Raw genomic sequence first — 14,185 nt, 5'->3', positions numbered from 1 at the left:
GGAACGAAAAAGTACATATAGAAAGAGGGGCCAGAGTGCATTTTATATCGGATATCATCAGTCAATTGTTTCATTGGATTCAAAGTCTGGGTTATTTCGGAATCATGCTGGGACTTATGATTGAGGTTATTCCCAGCGAAATTGTACTGGCTTTCGGAGGCTTCTTGGTATCCTCCGGGCATATCAACTTTATAGGAGCCGTGCTGTTCGGAGTCGTCGGCGGCGTGATCGCGCAGCTGTTCGTCTACTGGATTGGCCGCTATGGCGGCAGACCTGTGCTTGAGAAATACGGAAAATATATTTTTATTCATAAGAAGCATATCGATTATGCGGAAAAATGGTTTACCAAATACGGCACGGGCGTTATTTTCACGGCACGGTTCATTCCGGTCGTACGCCATGCCATTTCAATTCCTGCGGGCATCTCGAAGATGAATGTGTGGCGTTTTATTATGCTTACGACGCTTGCGATCATTCCCTGGTCGGTATTGTTTGTATACCTCGGATACATTCTTGGAGACCAGTGGGAGCATGTTGATGAGAAAGCGGCACCTTATATAACACCAATTTTACTGATTGCGCTTGCGCTGTTAATTGTGTATTTTGTGATCAAGATGGTGAAAGCAAAATCCAGAAGGGGGACGAAATAAAAATGGCTATTCATTTGGCAGACAAGCTGGATACGGGGATTTCCCCGCAGCAGTTTATCGATGGGATGACAAAAAATCAGGAAGAGTTCAAGTCCGGCTACGAACAGTTCGCTTGGGAAAATGAAAGTGACCGCGAATTTTTCGAAAGTTTGAAATTCAGAGATGACCTGCGCGTATTGATTCTGGCAGCAGATTGGTGCGGAGATGTAGTGCGCAATGTGCCTGTCGTATTCCACGCGCTTGAGACTGCTGACATTCCGACCGAAGTATTGATCCTCGAAGAGAACTTTGACGTGATGGATCAATTTCTAACGATGGGCGGGCGTAGCGTGCCGGTTGTGATTTTTACTGATACGGGCGGTTATGTATTGGGTAAATGGGGACCGCGTCCGGAGCATGTTCAGCAGGTCATGGTCCGATTCAAACAGGAGAATCCTGATCGTGAGGCTCCGGATTACCAGGAGAAAATGACTGAATGCCGGAAGGAACTCATCGCAGCATACGGGGAAGGAACCGATCATCATGCAGTCATTATCAAAGAACTGCGTGAACTGATTTCGGGGTTTTAATCGAACATGCTGAATGTGCAAACCTTCTGTCTTGGTCCGTTGCAGACGAATGCTTACCTGCTGACAGGAGAGGATTCCGGACGGGCGGTCATTATCGATCCAGGAATGAATCCCGGTGCTCTGATCAAGAAGATACAGCCGCTTGAGATTGAAGCCATTCTGCTGACGCATGCCCATTTCGATCATATGGGGGGCGTGGACGAAATCCGGAAGCTGAAGAATTGCCCGGTCTATCTCCATGATCTGGAGGCGGAGTGGCTTGAGAATCCGAAAATGAACGGATCGCAGAATTGGCCGGAGGTATCACGGCCGCTCGTAACGGCCCCCGCGGAGTATAGTCTAGGTGAAGGACAGAAGCTGGAACTCATTGGACACACCTTTACGGTGTACCACACTCCGGGTCATTCGCCGGGGAGCGTGAGTTTTCTTTGCGGGGATGATCTCTTCTCCGGGGATGTCTTATTCAAACTTGGCGTGGGAAGAACGGATCTGTATGGAGGACGCGAGCGGGATCTGATCGATTCCATTCAGAATAAGCTGTATACCTTTAAAGATGAGGTCAAGGTATATCCGGGCCACGGTCCAAAGACAACAATCGGATATGAGCGACTCCATAATCCTTATGTTTCCTAGATTCCTTTCTTCGAGGAATGCATTTCTCGACAGAAATCGAGGAAAAAGGCTGGACAAGCCGAATCAGCCTTGATACAATGATGTTAATTTAATGTTACATTTACATTCGCGAAGCACGCAAGCTGTGGATTCATCCCGGTTTGCGTTCTTTTTTCATTCAGGAAAAAGGACTGTTTTTGGTGGATATGTAGGAAGAAGATTGGAAGTAGGAGACATGGACTATTCTGTTTTTTCCGAAACTATCAGATTTTAGGTTGCAGTTTCGCGGATTTGTGTCTTTTTGCTTGTTTTTCGATGTATTTCCGTAGACAGGCCTATTTTTTTTTAGTAGACTATACAGACAATGACAGACATCTAGGAGGTAGACGATGCTGCAATTAGGGGAAAAGATTGTAATCGTCGCGGACGCCTTTGAGCAGAACCTTCCTATAGGGGAATACGGTTATCTGATTGCCTATGACCGGAACCCGGATAATGCGTTTGATTATGTGATCCGGGTGCCTAAGATTAACCGGAATTTTTTCGTGCCATCGGGTGATGTTCAGCCTGAAGAACTGCTCATTCAGCATGAAGTGGAGATGACCACGCGGGAAGCGCTGATCGATTACGCCCTTGCGACATATAACGAGAAGCTGTTTCATCAAGTGATGAACGGCGAGCTTGAGCAAGATGAAGAAGAAGAGTCAGCACCTGAGGTGCTTTCACAGGCGGAATTCATTAAGCAAGTCAACTTGCGAGCCTGGATTTAGAAGAGTCGGCCTAGTGCCGGCTCTTTTTGTACTTATATGACTCAGCCATGGATTGAATTGTCACAGGTTCTACAATATAATTAGAAACGTTATCCTGAGGCTTTAATCCTTTAAACATAAGAAGGAATAAGGAGGAATTTGAATTATGAGCATCACCAATAAAGACGTTCAGCATGTGGCCAAGCTTGCCCGGCTCAATTTGAGCACGGAGGAAGAGCAGATGTTCACCGAGCAGCTGAACGCTATTTTACAATATGCCGAAAAATTGAATGAGCTCGATACCGACGGTGTCGAACCAACGACCCATGTACTGCCAGTCAGCAACGTAATGCGTGAAGATGTGGAGCGGGAAAGCCTGCCGATCGAGAAGGTTATGGCGAACGCTCCGGATGAAGAAGACGGACAATTTAAGGTTCCGGCTGTACTTGAATAGGATGTTCCATCTTGAAAGGAGGAGCGGCAATTGAGCCTGTTAAATCAAAACCTGAAAGAGATACATAGCAAGCTTCATGATAAGGAATTGTCAGTTACGGAGCTTGTTGAGGACACATTGCGCGTGATTTCCGAGCGTGACGCCCGGATTGGCGCATATCTGACCCTGAATGAAGAAGGGGCTAAAACCACTGCCCGCCGATTGGATGACAAACTGTCTTCCGGTGAGCAGCGTGGATTACTGTTCGGACTGCCGGTCGGCATTAAGGACAATATCGTGACGGAGGGTATTCGCACAACCTGTGCGAGTCAGTTTCTCTCCAACTTCAATCCTGTATATGACGCTACGGTTGTGCAAAAGCTTCGTGATGCGGATGCAGTAACGATCGGTAAGTTGAACATGGACGAATTCGCCATGGGCGGTTCCAATGAGAACTCGAGCTTTCATCCGGTGCATAATCCATGGGATTTAGAACGTGTTCCCGGCGGATCGAGCGGCGGTTCTGCGGCTTCCGTTGCTGCAGGCGAAGCTTATTTTGCCCTTGGTTCGGACACAGGCGGTTCCATCCGCCAGCCGGCTTCCTACTGCGGGGTTGTCGGCTTGAAGCCAACCTACGGTCTGGTATCCCGTTTTGGCCTTGTTGCCTTCGCCTCATCGCTGGATCAAATCGGTCCGGTGACGAAAAACGTGGAAGACGCTGCCTATGTTTTGCAGGCTATTGCCGGCTATGACAACATGGACTCGACTTCCGCTAATGTAGAGATCCCGGATTACTTAAGCGCGTTGACTGGTGAGGTCAAAGGCCTTCGTGTCGCGGTTCCTAAAGAATATATGGGAGAAGGCGTCGACGCGGCTGTCAAAGAGAAAGTACAAGCAGCCCTGAAAGTGCTGGAAGGCATGGGCGCTGTGATCGAAGAGGTATCCCTGCCTAATACAGAATATGCGGTGGCCGCTTACTATCTGCTGGCTTCTTCTGAGGCATCCTCCAACCTTGCTCGTTTCGACGGTGTGCGTTATGGCGTACGTGCAGGACAGTCCGGCAACTTGCTGGATCTGTATCTCGAATCCCGCAGCCAAGGCTTTGGTCCTGAGGTGAAACGTCGGATTATGCTTGGCACGTATGCCCTAAGCTCCGGCTATTATGACGCTTTTTATCTGAAAGCACAGAAAGCACGTACCTTGATCAAGCGTGATTTCGATCAGGTGTTTGAAAAATATGATGTGATCATCGGACCTACGGCGCCAACAACAGCCTTTAAGCTGGGAGCGCAAGTAGATAATCCGCTGACCATGTATCTGAACGATATTTTGACCATTCCGGTAAGCCTTGCGGGTGTTCCAGCGATCAGCGTACCTTGTGGTTTTGCGGAAGGTCTGCCTGTCGGATTACAAATTATCGGCAAAGCCTTTGATGAAGCAACGGTGCTGCGCGTGGCTCAGGCCTTCGAACAAAACACCGAATATCATAAACAGCGGCCAAACCTGTAGAATCGGCTGGAAAAGGAGGGAATGTAAAATATGTCATCATCAAAATACGAAACTGTGATTGGACTCGAAGTCCACGTTGAACTGCGCACCCATTCCAAAATCTTTTGCGGCTGTTCAACCGAGTTCGGAGCTCCGCCCAATACTCACACTTGTCCAATTTGCCTGGGGCATCCCGGAGTTTTGCCGGTTCTGAACAAGCAGGCCGTGGAATACGCGATCAAGGCAGCGATGGCGATTAACTGTGAAATTGCAGATGTCAGCAAATTTGACCGCAAAAACTATTTTTATCCCGATTCACCGAAAGCTTATCAAATCTCCCAATTCGATCAGCCTATCGGGCAGAACGGCTGGATTGACATTGAAGTCGACGGCAAAACCAAACGGATCGGTATTACCCGTCTCCATCTGGAGGAAGATGCGGGCAAGCTGACGCATATCGACGGAGGATATGCGTCACTGGTGGACTTTAACCGTGTCGGAACGCCGCTCGTGGAAATCGTGTCGGAGCCTGATATTTCCTCTCCGGAAGAAGCCCGTGCTTACCTGGAGAAACTGCGCGCCATTATGCAGTACTGCGAAGTGTCGGATGTGAAAATGGAAGAGGGATCCATGCGCTGCGATGCGAATATCAGTATTCGTCCCTATGAACAGAAGGAATTGGGTACACGCGCCGAGCTGAAAAACATGAACTCCTTCCGCGGGGTGCTGAAGGGTCTGGAGTATGAAGAATACCGGCAGGCTGAAATTCTGGATGACGGTGGCGTTGTCGTACAAGAAACACGCCGCTGGGATGAATCGCAGGGGAAAACTCTTTCAATGCGCGGCAAGGAAGAAGCACATGATTACCGGTATTTCCCGGACCCGGATCTGGTTAAGGTATACATTGATGAGGAATGGAAGAACCGCATCCGTGAGACGATACCCGAGCTGCCGGATGCCCGCAAAGAGCGTTACACCACTGAATACGGTCTCCCAAGCTATGATGCGGAGGTCATTACTTCGTCCAAACCACTTGCGGATCTGTTCGAGGACAGCCTGAAATATACGAAGGACGCCAAAACCGTATCCAACTGGATGATGGGCGAGCTCCTCGGCTATCTGAACAGCAGCAACCTCGAGCTCTCGGAAGTGAAACTTACCGGGCAGGGACTGGGCGAGATGATCGGCCTTATTGAAAAGGGAACGATCAGCACCAAAATTGCCAAGACCGTCTTCAAGGAAATGCTCGAAAGCGGCAAGCTTCCGCAGCAAATTGTTGAGGAGAAGGGTTTGGTTCAAATCAGTGACGAGGGTGCGATTAAAACGATCGTCGAACAGGTGGTTGCTGCCAATCCGCAATCCGTAGAGGATTACAAAGCTGGTAAGCAAAAGGCCATCGGTTTCCTGGTGGGCCAAGTCATGAAAGAGAGCAGAGGCAAAGCCAATCCGGCGATGGTTAACAAATTGCTGGAAGAAGTGCTTGCACAATAAGCAAGAGGAACGGTTCTTGGGGCTTGTCCGCCGGACAGGCCCTTTTTGATATTACAGAATTGATGGGTGAGGCCCTGCGATACACCGGTGCTAAGGTTCTTTTTTGTGGGGGGATTTTGTGTTCCCATGGTCTTTTTTGGATACATGGCGTATAGCCTGAAAAGGGGGATGCCTATGATTACCAAGCTTTCATTGCAGGACGAGGACATGATCGATCAAATTTGGCGGCTTCAACATATCGCATATCGACTGGAAGCCGAAAAAATCGGTTTTTACGATATACCGCCACTGCTTGATACGCATGAAACCCTGAAGAACTGCGGCGAAATTTTTTATGGATGCTTAAATGAAGAAGGGGACCTGATCGGAGCGGTCGCAACCAAGGAAGAAGCCAAGGGTTCGCTGACTCTGATGCGGATGATGGTTCACCCGGATCATTTCCGCAAGGGGATTGCGGGAAGCTTGATCCGCCATGTACTGGAGGATCATCCCGACACTTCGCTCTTTATCGTGTCAACTGGAGCGAAGAACGAACCTGCGGTGGCTCTTTACCTCAAATTCGGCTTCGTACCTTTCGATACCTTTGAGGTCGCACCGGGTGTTGAGTTAACCACGTTTCACAGACGGGCGGATCCATCCGCTTGATCACGAATGACCCTGCCTTAAGGCTGCGGATTGCATAATAGGGAGAGATATGCTTTTGGCGGATCCATGGTATATAGATAATGTACATATTTTACTGCGGCTGCTGTTGTCCGTTCTGCTTGGGGGACTTGTAGGTTTGGAGCGGGAACGTTCCAACCATGCAGCCGGGCTTCGAACCCACATTCTGGTGTGTATGGGCTCGACGTTGATCATCATGCTGTCCATTTATGGATTTTCAGAGTTTGTACATGAAGTTAACATTCGGATCGATCCAGCGCGGCTGGCTTCTGCGGTCATCACGGGCATCGGCTTTTTGGGCGCCGGCACGATTCTTTTCACGGGCAAATCTATTACGGGACTGACAACAGCCGCATCCGTATGGGTGATTGCTGCTGTCGGACTCTCCATCGGCGCAGGTTTTTATTTCGCTTCCATTGCAGCCACATTCTTGATCCTTCTAACGCTGGTTGTGTTTAACAAGTTGGAGCAGCGATATATCCGCGGCAGCAAGCTTCATCTGGTTACAGTTTATGCCATTTCGGAGCCTCAGCTTCTGGAATCCATATCAGGATTGCTGGAGGGGGAGGGGATCACGGTGAAAAAGGCGATTGTCAACGAGCGGAGCAATGTGGCGTATGGAGAGCTTCAGCCGCCTTCAACTACGCTGGAAATCTCATTGAATGTACTGAGCAAAAGGGCCTTTGACCCACTGGCTTTGGCTTCCCGGATTCGTAAGCTCGAGGGGATTTCCATGGTCTCCATTGATTGAAGTAACGCTTCAGAAACTCCCGGAATATCGGGAGTTTTTTTGTTGCGGCTGGACGAACATCCAGATATTTACCTGTTATTGTCCCTGCAATTTAGGGTACTATCAGAATAGATTGAACAAAGTGGAATGATTACGTGAGAAAAAGGTGGATACAGCTCGTACTGCACAGCATTATGAGGATATATCAGAATAACCATTAATCTGATTGGAATAAAGAAAACGATTTCAATGCACTTGATAGATCATTTAGGGAAAGGGGCTGGAAGAATGCACAGCGTCAGACGGACCGGCGGATCGGAAAAAGCTGCGAAGAGCGGTGATACAATGCGAAGAAAGACGGTTGCTGAAGTCCGTACCCGGCGTCTCTTTTCCAGAAAACGCAAATTCATCGCCGGCTTCCTGGCTGCGATTATTCCAGGCCTCGGGCATATATATCTTGGGTTATACCGTAAAGGCATTGCTTTTATTTTTACACTTCTTTTGGATGCTTCGGCGCTTCTCTACTTTTCTTCCATCGGGATGCAGATCAACGTGCCTTTATTGATTCTGCTGGCTCTAGTTATTCCGGTGGCTTACTTTTACAATGTGTACGATGTACTTCAAGCGTCGGATTATGTGATCTATCGCAGGGTAAGAACATCCGGACAGGGCGGCACAGAGGAACAAGCCCCATACCGAAATCCATTTACGGTGGAGCGCAGCGCTTTTTTCGGAATCATGCTCATTGTGGGCGGAGCTTTAATGTTTGTTTTTTATCAGAAGCCGCGCTGGCTTCAATTTTACATGGAACACTACGGTAAATTGATCGTTGCGGGTGTACTGATCGCCGCCGGACTCTGGGCAGGAACCAGGGAAATATGGATTCTGTTGAGACAGCGCAGATTGGAAAAAAAGCTGCCGGAAGAAGGATGATCGTATCTGCAAGGTGAACGGGGGGATATCATGAATCGCAAACGGAGAATGCGGGTTGGGAGATTTACAGCCGTCCTGCTGATGATCACAACAGGCGTGCTGCTTCTTGACGATGCGCTGCATGGTACCGAGCATCTGCTGCTCTTGTTGAAATGGTGGCCGCTCATAGCTGTACTTTGGGGATTGGAGTATTTGGTGCTTTATCTCTTTTCGTGGAAATCCAAAGGAACAGGCCGACGGTTTCAGCTTGATCTGCGCGGAATCCTGTTGGCTGTCGTCTTGTCAGCATCCGTATTTATCGTAACGGAACAGAAGCATTATTTGCACTTATGGAATAAGGTGAGTTTGAACCTGACTGCCGCCGGCGTAGATTACAGTGAGCAGGAGGGAAACAGCGTAGGCAAGGACGTGATTGCGGTTCCGGTGTCAATGGATACGCAAAGCATCAACGTGGAGAATATTAACGGAGATATCTTGGTGGAGCGCGGCCCGGTGGAAAATATCGATGTCCAGGCAGAGATTTGGGTCGACCAGATTACCGGTCCTGAAGCGGATGTCATTGGACGCGAATCTTCTTTGGAAGTCAGCGGCGACAGCAATATTACCATTCAAACAAAAGGCAAGCCCTATGGACAATCCGGTAAAAGGCAGCCTCGGATGAATCTTACGATTACACTGCCGGAGGACCGTCGCTTTGATCTGTCGCTTCGCACGATGAACGGCGGTATCAAACTGCAGCATGTGGATGCCATTAAGCAGATATCCATGGAGACAGCGAGCGGGGAACTGAATCTGGATCATGTTTCCGGGGATATTAAAGGGAGTACGTTAAACGGGAAAGTGAATGCTTTTAACGTTACGGGATCGGTTGATCTGAGCACGAACCAGGGAAATATGCAGGCTGTTGATGTTTCAGATTCCGCTACACTCACGACCCAGGTGGGGAATCTGTCCGTCATCCGGGCCATGGGGAAAATAGATGCGCGTACCAAAAACGGGAACATTTATGTAGACGAAATCCGCTCTGACTTCAAGGCGGAGTCGCTGAACGGCGGCATAACCGCCCGTTCCAGCCTGGTAGAAGGCAACTGGGATATATATAGTGCAGTGGGAGAACTCACCCTCAACCTTCCTGAGGAGGGGAGCTATGAAATGGACGGTATAATCAGTTACGGCGATATCCGCAATCAATTCCCGGAATTTACGGTGGATAAAAAGAACATCACGGGCGCGGTAGGCCTTGGGGAATACAAGGTTCATATCGAAGGCAACAGTGATTTGAATGTGAATAAATATTGAAGATCTGTCATACCTGCGAATTCCAGGTTTTATCAAGATGCGGCCTTTCGTTGACAAAGTTGAAATGATGAACGTAAAATAAGTTATATATAATGAACTAGAAATTATGGATTGAACCCGGGATGTAAGCCAAGAGGCCCAGTCCATGATCCGAGAAATTTTTGTTTAAATGATAAGGCGGTGGGTAAGATGGCAACGCGAGTCGAGCATGCATTGGAACAACTGAAAACGAATGGTGTTCGGATTACGCCCCAGCGTCATGCGATACTGGCTTATCTCATGGATTCCATGAGCCATCCAACTGCGGATGAGATCTATCGTGCGCTCGAGCCTAAATTTCCGAGCATGAGTGTAGCAACCGTATATAATAATTTGAAGATGCTGATTGAAGCCGGTATGGTTCATGAGCTGACTTATGGAGATAATTCAAGCCGATTTGATGCGAATGTATCGGATCACTTTCATGTCATTTGCCAGAAATGCGGCAAGATTGAGGATTTTAGTTATCCTTCCCTTGAGGATGTAGAACACACTGCTGAGAAAAGCACAGGCTTTCAGATTCAGGGTCTGCGTATGGAACTATACGGAATTTGCAGCAGTTGCAAAAATAAGTAATGCATCCGTTTCATGCGGTCTGTTTTGATAAAACGTGCGGATTCCTGTCGAGGGTTTCCCACGTTTTTTTGCTTAAGACGCACAAATTCATGAAACGGGCAGTTTCGCTCTCCTATTATACGCTAAGCAGTATTTTGAGACATAAGCGGTCTGCCCTTCTGCGATAAGCATGTTGAGAGACGGTTTGATCAAGGAAATGACACATTATGATAACGGAGGATTGGCCTTTGACTAGAAGTAGACGAAGCATGAACCGTCGATCCACGGCGAAAAGGCGTTTTGCCATCGTGCTTGGATTATGTTTGATCGCAGCCGGAGCCTATGTAACCGTAACTGAGCTTCTTCCGAATCCCTTGCATGAAAAGCCGGATTGGAATGGGCTGGACAAGCCTATATTTGCAAAAGGAAAACTGCTGGAGGAGTCTGCCGCCGAGTCTGGTGAGCAGTTGAAGCTGCCGCTTCCTGTTCTTCAAAAGACGGTAGATCCCAATATCCGATATGAAAAGGGAACTCAGTCGTTGATTCTGACGACACCCGCGCAAGTCATGCATTTGCAAACAGGAGAGACGGAAGCCCAATTGAACAACAAGCAGGTTCAGCTCCGTTTTGCGCCTGAAGAAAAGAATAAATTGCTTTATATGCCGATACAGCCGCTTAAGGAAATGTACGGCATTGCTGTTCACGAGGATCCGGAAACGGGAGCCGTATTGTTGATGAAGGCCGGAGACACCATTCAAATGGCTGAAGTGAACGGTGCAGCAGATTCGAAAACATCTCTTCGCAAGGGTCCATCCAAGCATGAGCCCATCTTGGCGGACATGCCTGGAGGAACATCCTTAAGGGTCTGGGATACAGAGGAATCGTGGTATTTCGTTCAGATGGATAATGGATATGCAGGTTATGTGCCGAAATCCAAAGTGACCCTTGGGGAAAAGAAAACAGTGGATGTATTACCGGAAGAGCCTACCCCTGCGCAGCGTAGTTGGGAAGGGAAACCGGTGAATTTGGCCTGGGAGGCCGTTTATCAGAAAAAACCCGACCCTTCGGTAATGGATCAGTTGACCGGAGTCAATGTCGTGAGTCCGACTTGGTTTAGTATTATTGACGGGGAAGGCAATGTCCGGAGCAATGCGGATACGGCCTATGTTACAAAAGCCCATGCCCGCGGAATGGACGTGTGGGGGCTGCTCAATAACAGCTTTGATCCCGATATCACCACTAGTGCGATGGCTACGTATGAAACCAGATTGAATACGATCAACCAGACGCTTCAATTTGCGAAAATGTATCACCTGGATGGCATTAACCTGGATTTTGAAAATGTGAAAACAAAAGACGGGGAGAACGTATCACAGTTCGTTCGCGAACTGAAGCCGCTCGCCCGGGCTATGGGCCTGATTGTATCGGTGGATGTAACGCCGAAATCCGGCAGTGAAATGTGGTCGCGCTTTTTGGACCGGCGCTCACTGGGAGAAACGGCGGACTTTATTGTATTGATGGCGTACGATGAGCACTGGGCATCCAGCCCGAATGCCGGATCCGTTTCATCGCTCCCGTGGTCAGAAGCAGCCGTCCGTAAGATATTGGAGGAAGATGCGGTTCCATCCGAGAAACTTATTTTGGCCATCCCGCTGTATACCCGGATCTGGTCGGAAGAAGTCAAAGACGGCAAAACGAAGGTCTCCTCTAAAGCGGTGGGTATGAAAACAGTTAACGATATCCTGACAGAGAAGAAGTTAAAACCGAAGTATCTGGAGGACGTCAAACAAAACTACGTTGAGTACAAGGAAGATGGCGTTCTGAAGAAGATATGGATCGAGGATGCGACATCGCTTAAGGAAAGGGTAAAGCTGGCTAAAGAGCTCAATTTGGGTGGCGTTGCCTCGTGGACCCGCAGTTTTGGTACTGAAGAAGCTTGGAATGTACTCAAGGATATTACTTCTTAATGCATACAGCACTTATACGGATATAAAAAAACCGGCCTTCCCTTCTGGAAGGCCGGTTTTGCTTTTAGTGATGAGGGGTTGCCGATTGAGGAGCGCTCTGAGCTTCTTGGTGCTTTTGGCGTTCTTCCAGTTCATCATCTGTAATATTCGCCTGCTGGATATCCGTGGTTAAAATGGTTCGACAGAACATGCAGCGGTCTGTTTTACCGAGCATTTTCGTCGGCTTATGACATTCCGGGCATTCGATCTCCTTAACGCTTGTGGAAAGCATTCCGGCCCAAAAATAAATAGCGAGACTGCCCATCATGGCGATGAGGCCGATCACCAGGCCGATGGCCGCGACGACTTTGCCGGCTTGTCCCCAGAAGACAATTCCCGCCGTACCGAGGACCATAAGTCCCATGCCGATTATCGTAAGCATCAATCCCCAGGTGCGGAAGGCAACGATTTTTGCTGTTTTAAAGATCATGGATCGCTAGCTCCTGTCATTAATTAGTTGTATTCAAAAAAGAAGGAACTTACATGGACATGTAGAAGTATATTATAACTGAATTGGCCGCTTTTCGCCAAGGAATGCATGGAGGGAGACATGGATTTGTCCAATTTGTCTTTTTTTTATGGAGAGTCGGTTGATGTCGATGCCATAGGTACTATTATTTATCGTCAGGAAGCCCATAAATTTGATGGATCTTTGCTTCATGACTTCGATTTCGTCGTTCTCATTGTCCATGAAGCTCAGGATGCAGAATTATCGGTAGAGCATACGCTTATTGGTGATCTGCCATGTCAGATGCTGCATGTTACGGTTGAATCGCTCCAGCGGTGGCTTATTGCCGGCGAGAAGGGGGATTTGGTCCGCTGTTTTATGGAAGGTGAACTTGTCCAGGATCAAGAGGGCAGGCTGGCTACGCTGCGCCGGGAGTATATAGAATTTGAACAGCCCCTTCGGGACCGTAAAATGCTCTACGAGTTTTCGCGGTTCCTATGCATATATGTTGAAGCCAAACGCTACATGCAGGCCGGATACGTTATTGATGCTTATCAATGTGTGCTGGATTCGCTGAAGCATTGGGCCAGAATTGAGCTTGTTGAACGAGGAGTCCTGCCTGATAAGGCAGTCTGGGAACAAGTGAAAGAGCTGAATACGGCCATTCATAAGCTATATGAGGAATTGACGCAGAGTACGGAGACCATTCGGCAGCGCGTCGAGCTGGTGCTGTTGGCTTGTGAATTTTCAGTGATGTCGAAGATGGCCGAATGTTCCGTTCTGCTGCTTCAAATTTTGAGAAGCGAATCCAAGCCTTGGAGCATAGAGGAACTGATCCATCATCCGGACTTGATCATGATCAAAAATGAACTGCCGCTTGTTATGCGCAAACTGGTGAATAGATCTTTAGTGAAGGAATCCGTTGTATGGTCGGAGTCTTCCGGATACGGAAGTCAAGTGATTCGATATTTGGCGAATTAACGCGATGTTATACGCAACAGCATCAAAAGGGGAGGAGAACTCCCCTTTTGATGTATAGTTGAAGTATTTGTGGGAATCGTAAAGAGGTTGCATAATCTTTGAGTTAGAGGTTGACTCAGCAATGGAATCTGTGTTAAATTATAACTCGCCCCATTAAACCTTAGAAGCTTTTCAAACTAAGGATTCGACAGGCTCGAAAGTAGAGCTGAAAAAAAGATCGAAAAAAAGTGCTTGACGAAATGATGGGCAGCATGGTATATTATAAGAGTTGCTGCTGAGATAAACGGCGGTAGCGAAAACGAGAAGAATTTGATCTTTGAAAACTGAACAACGAGTGAGATACAGACTTCAGTGATGAAGTCGAAACGCAAAGCAGTTCGGTCCCCGAACTGTGGAGCGCAAATGAGATTTTTAATCTCGTCAGTTTCAAAATGAGCTACAAACTTTCTTGGAGAGTTTGATCCTGGCTCAGGACGAACGCTGGCGGCGTGCCTAATACATGCAAGTCGAGCGGACTTGATGAGAAGCTTGCTTCTCTG

At 48.2% G+C, this 14,185-nt stretch carries 15 protein-coding genes and 1 rRNA gene; 15 read left to right on the top strand and 1 reads right to left on the bottom strand.

Annotation, left to right across the window (positions count from 1 at the left end; genetic code table 11):
• Positions 1 to 35 precede the first annotated feature (35 nt).
• From uptA to GRF59_RS27280, 13 genes are all read left to right on the top strand, one after another.
• Positions 36 to 650 carry an undecaprenyl phosphate transporter UptA gene (gene uptA / locus GRF59_RS27340; RefSeq protein WP_160500902.1) on the top strand — a complete coding sequence of 205 codons (615 nt, stop codon included), beginning with the start codon at positions 36 to 38 and terminating at the stop codon, positions 648 to 650.
• 2 nt (positions 651 to 652) lie between these two features.
• The gene (locus GRF59_RS27335) at positions 653 to 1,219 is read left to right on the top strand and encodes a thioredoxin family protein (protein ID WP_160500901.1); all 567 of its coding nucleotides are present in this window, start codon (positions 653 to 655) and stop codon (positions 1,217 to 1,219) included.
• Positions 1,220 to 1,225: 6 nt separating this feature from the next.
• Positions 1,226 to 1,852, top strand: a complete 627-nt coding sequence (locus GRF59_RS27330) for an MBL fold metallo-hydrolase (RefSeq protein WP_160500900.1) — start codon at positions 1,226 to 1,228, stop codon at positions 1,850 to 1,852.
• 368 nt (positions 1,853 to 2,220) lie between these two features.
• Positions 2,221 to 2,601, top strand: coding sequence for an ATPase (locus GRF59_RS27325; protein WP_160500899.1), 381 nt, complete (start codon positions 2,221 to 2,223; stop codon positions 2,599 to 2,601).
• A gap of 145 nt (positions 2,602 to 2,746) precedes the next feature.
• Complete coding sequence (gatC, locus tag GRF59_RS27320) at positions 2,747 to 3,034, top strand: Asp-tRNA(Asn)/Glu-tRNA(Gln) amidotransferase subunit GatC (RefSeq protein WP_160500898.1); 288 nt, start codon at positions 2,747 to 2,749, stop codon at positions 3,032 to 3,034.
• 30 nt (positions 3,035 to 3,064) lie between these two features.
• Positions 3,065 to 4,522, top strand: coding sequence for an Asp-tRNA(Asn)/Glu-tRNA(Gln) amidotransferase subunit GatA (gatA, locus tag GRF59_RS27315; RefSeq protein ID WP_160500897.1), 1,458 nt, complete (start codon positions 3,065 to 3,067; stop codon positions 4,520 to 4,522).
• A 30-nt stretch (positions 4,523 to 4,552) separates the two neighbouring features.
• A complete protein-coding gene (gatB, locus tag GRF59_RS27310; RefSeq protein ID WP_160500896.1) occupies positions 4,553 to 5,992 on the top strand; it encodes an Asp-tRNA(Asn)/Glu-tRNA(Gln) amidotransferase subunit GatB in 1,440 nt (479 codons plus the stop codon).
• A 174-nt stretch (positions 5,993 to 6,166) separates the two neighbouring features.
• A complete protein-coding gene (locus tag GRF59_RS27305) occupies positions 6,167 to 6,637 on the top strand; it encodes a GNAT family N-acetyltransferase (protein WP_160500895.1) in 471 nt (156 codons plus the stop codon).
• A gap of 55 nt (positions 6,638 to 6,692) precedes the next feature.
• A complete protein-coding gene (locus tag GRF59_RS27300) occupies positions 6,693 to 7,406 on the top strand; it encodes an MgtC/SapB family protein (protein ID WP_160500894.1) in 714 nt (237 codons plus the stop codon).
• A gap of 267 nt (positions 7,407 to 7,673) precedes the next feature.
• Positions 7,674 to 8,318, top strand: a complete 645-nt coding sequence (locus tag GRF59_RS27295; RefSeq protein WP_237392097.1) for a hypothetical protein — start codon at positions 7,674 to 7,676, stop codon at positions 8,316 to 8,318.
• A 30-nt stretch (positions 8,319 to 8,348) separates the two neighbouring features.
• Positions 8,349 to 9,617 (top strand): DUF4097 family beta strand repeat-containing protein, encoded by a 1,269-nt coding sequence (locus GRF59_RS27290; RefSeq protein WP_160500893.1) that lies wholly within the window; start codon positions 8,349 to 8,351, stop codon positions 9,615 to 9,617.
• A gap of 189 nt (positions 9,618 to 9,806) precedes the next feature.
• Positions 9,807 to 10,232 carry a Fur family transcriptional regulator gene (locus GRF59_RS27285; RefSeq protein ID WP_127605139.1) on the top strand — a complete coding sequence of 142 codons (426 nt, stop codon included), beginning with the start codon at positions 9,807 to 9,809 and terminating at the stop codon, positions 10,230 to 10,232.
• A gap of 248 nt (positions 10,233 to 10,480) precedes the next feature.
• Positions 10,481 to 12,178, top strand: a complete 1,698-nt coding sequence (locus tag GRF59_RS27280) for a glycosyl hydrolase family 18 protein (protein ID WP_160500892.1) — start codon at positions 10,481 to 10,483, stop codon at positions 12,176 to 12,178.
• A gap of 64 nt (positions 12,179 to 12,242) precedes the next feature.
• Here the strand turns inward: GRF59_RS27280 and GRF59_RS27275 are convergent, their stop codons facing one another.
• On the bottom strand, positions 12,243 to 12,647 hold the full coding sequence (locus tag GRF59_RS27275; RefSeq protein WP_160500891.1) for a YgzB family protein: 405 nt from the start codon (positions 12,645 to 12,647) through the stop codon (positions 12,243 to 12,245).
• A 120-nt stretch (positions 12,648 to 12,767) separates the two neighbouring features.
• Between GRF59_RS27275 and GRF59_RS27270 the strand changes: the two genes are divergently transcribed.
• Positions 12,768 to 13,646: a nucleotidyltransferase-like protein gene (locus GRF59_RS27270; RefSeq protein ID WP_160500890.1), complete on the top strand. Its 879-nt coding sequence runs from the start codon at positions 12,768 to 12,770 to the stop codon at positions 13,644 to 13,646.
• 445 nt (positions 13,647 to 14,091) lie between these two features.
• Positions 14,092 to 14,185 (top strand): 16S ribosomal RNA (locus GRF59_RS27265); the annotation flags it as partial.

Source organism: Paenibacillus dendrobii, assembly GCF_009807035.1.
Lineage (GTDB): Bacteria > Bacillota > Bacilli > Paenibacillales > Paenibacillaceae > Paenibacillus_AQ > Paenibacillus_AQ dendrobii.
Note: the sequence above shows the minus strand (reverse complement) of the source record. Positions and strands in the feature narration are given on the sequence as shown.

What these genes read in the sequence shown, in the direction of transcription:
- GRF59_RS27280 (WP_160500892.1), top strand. Translation starts at nt 10,481, where the DNA reads ATGAACCGTCGATCCACGGCGAAAAGGCGTTTTGCCATCGTGCTTGGA.
- GRF59_RS27295 (WP_237392097.1), top strand. Translation starts at nt 7,674, where the DNA reads ATGCACAGCGTCAGACGGACCGGCGGATCGGAAAAAGCTGCGAAGAGC.
- GRF59_RS27305 (WP_160500895.1), top strand. Translation starts at nt 6,167, where the DNA reads ATGATTACCAAGCTTTCATTGCAGGACGAGGACATGATCGATCAAATT.
- gatB (WP_160500896.1), top strand. Translation starts at nt 4,553, where the DNA reads ATGTCATCATCAAAATACGAAACTGTGATTGGACTCGAAGTCCACGTT.
- GRF59_RS27290 (WP_160500893.1), top strand. Translation starts at nt 8,349, where the DNA reads ATGAATCGCAAACGGAGAATGCGGGTTGGGAGATTTACAGCCGTCCTG.
- GRF59_RS27270 (WP_160500890.1), top strand. Translation starts at nt 12,768, where the DNA reads ATGGATTTGTCCAATTTGTCTTTTTTTTATGGAGAGTCGGTTGATGTC.
- GRF59_RS27330 (WP_160500900.1), top strand. Translation starts at nt 1,226, where the DNA reads ATGCTGAATGTGCAAACCTTCTGTCTTGGTCCGTTGCAGACGAATGCT.
- GRF59_RS27325 (WP_160500899.1), top strand. Translation starts at nt 2,221, where the DNA reads ATGCTGCAATTAGGGGAAAAGATTGTAATCGTCGCGGACGCCTTTGAG.
- GRF59_RS27275 (WP_160500891.1), bottom strand. Translation starts at nt 12,647, where the DNA reads ATGATCTTTAAAACAGCAAAAATCGTTGCCTTCCGCACCTGGGGATTG.
- gatC (WP_160500898.1), top strand. Translation starts at nt 2,747, where the DNA reads ATGAGCATCACCAATAAAGACGTTCAGCATGTGGCCAAGCTTGCCCGG.
- GRF59_RS27335 (WP_160500901.1), top strand. Translation starts at nt 653, where the DNA reads ATGGCTATTCATTTGGCAGACAAGCTGGATACGGGGATTTCCCCGCAG.
- GRF59_RS27285 (WP_127605139.1), top strand. Translation starts at nt 9,807, where the DNA reads ATGGCAACGCGAGTCGAGCATGCATTGGAACAACTGAAAACGAATGGT.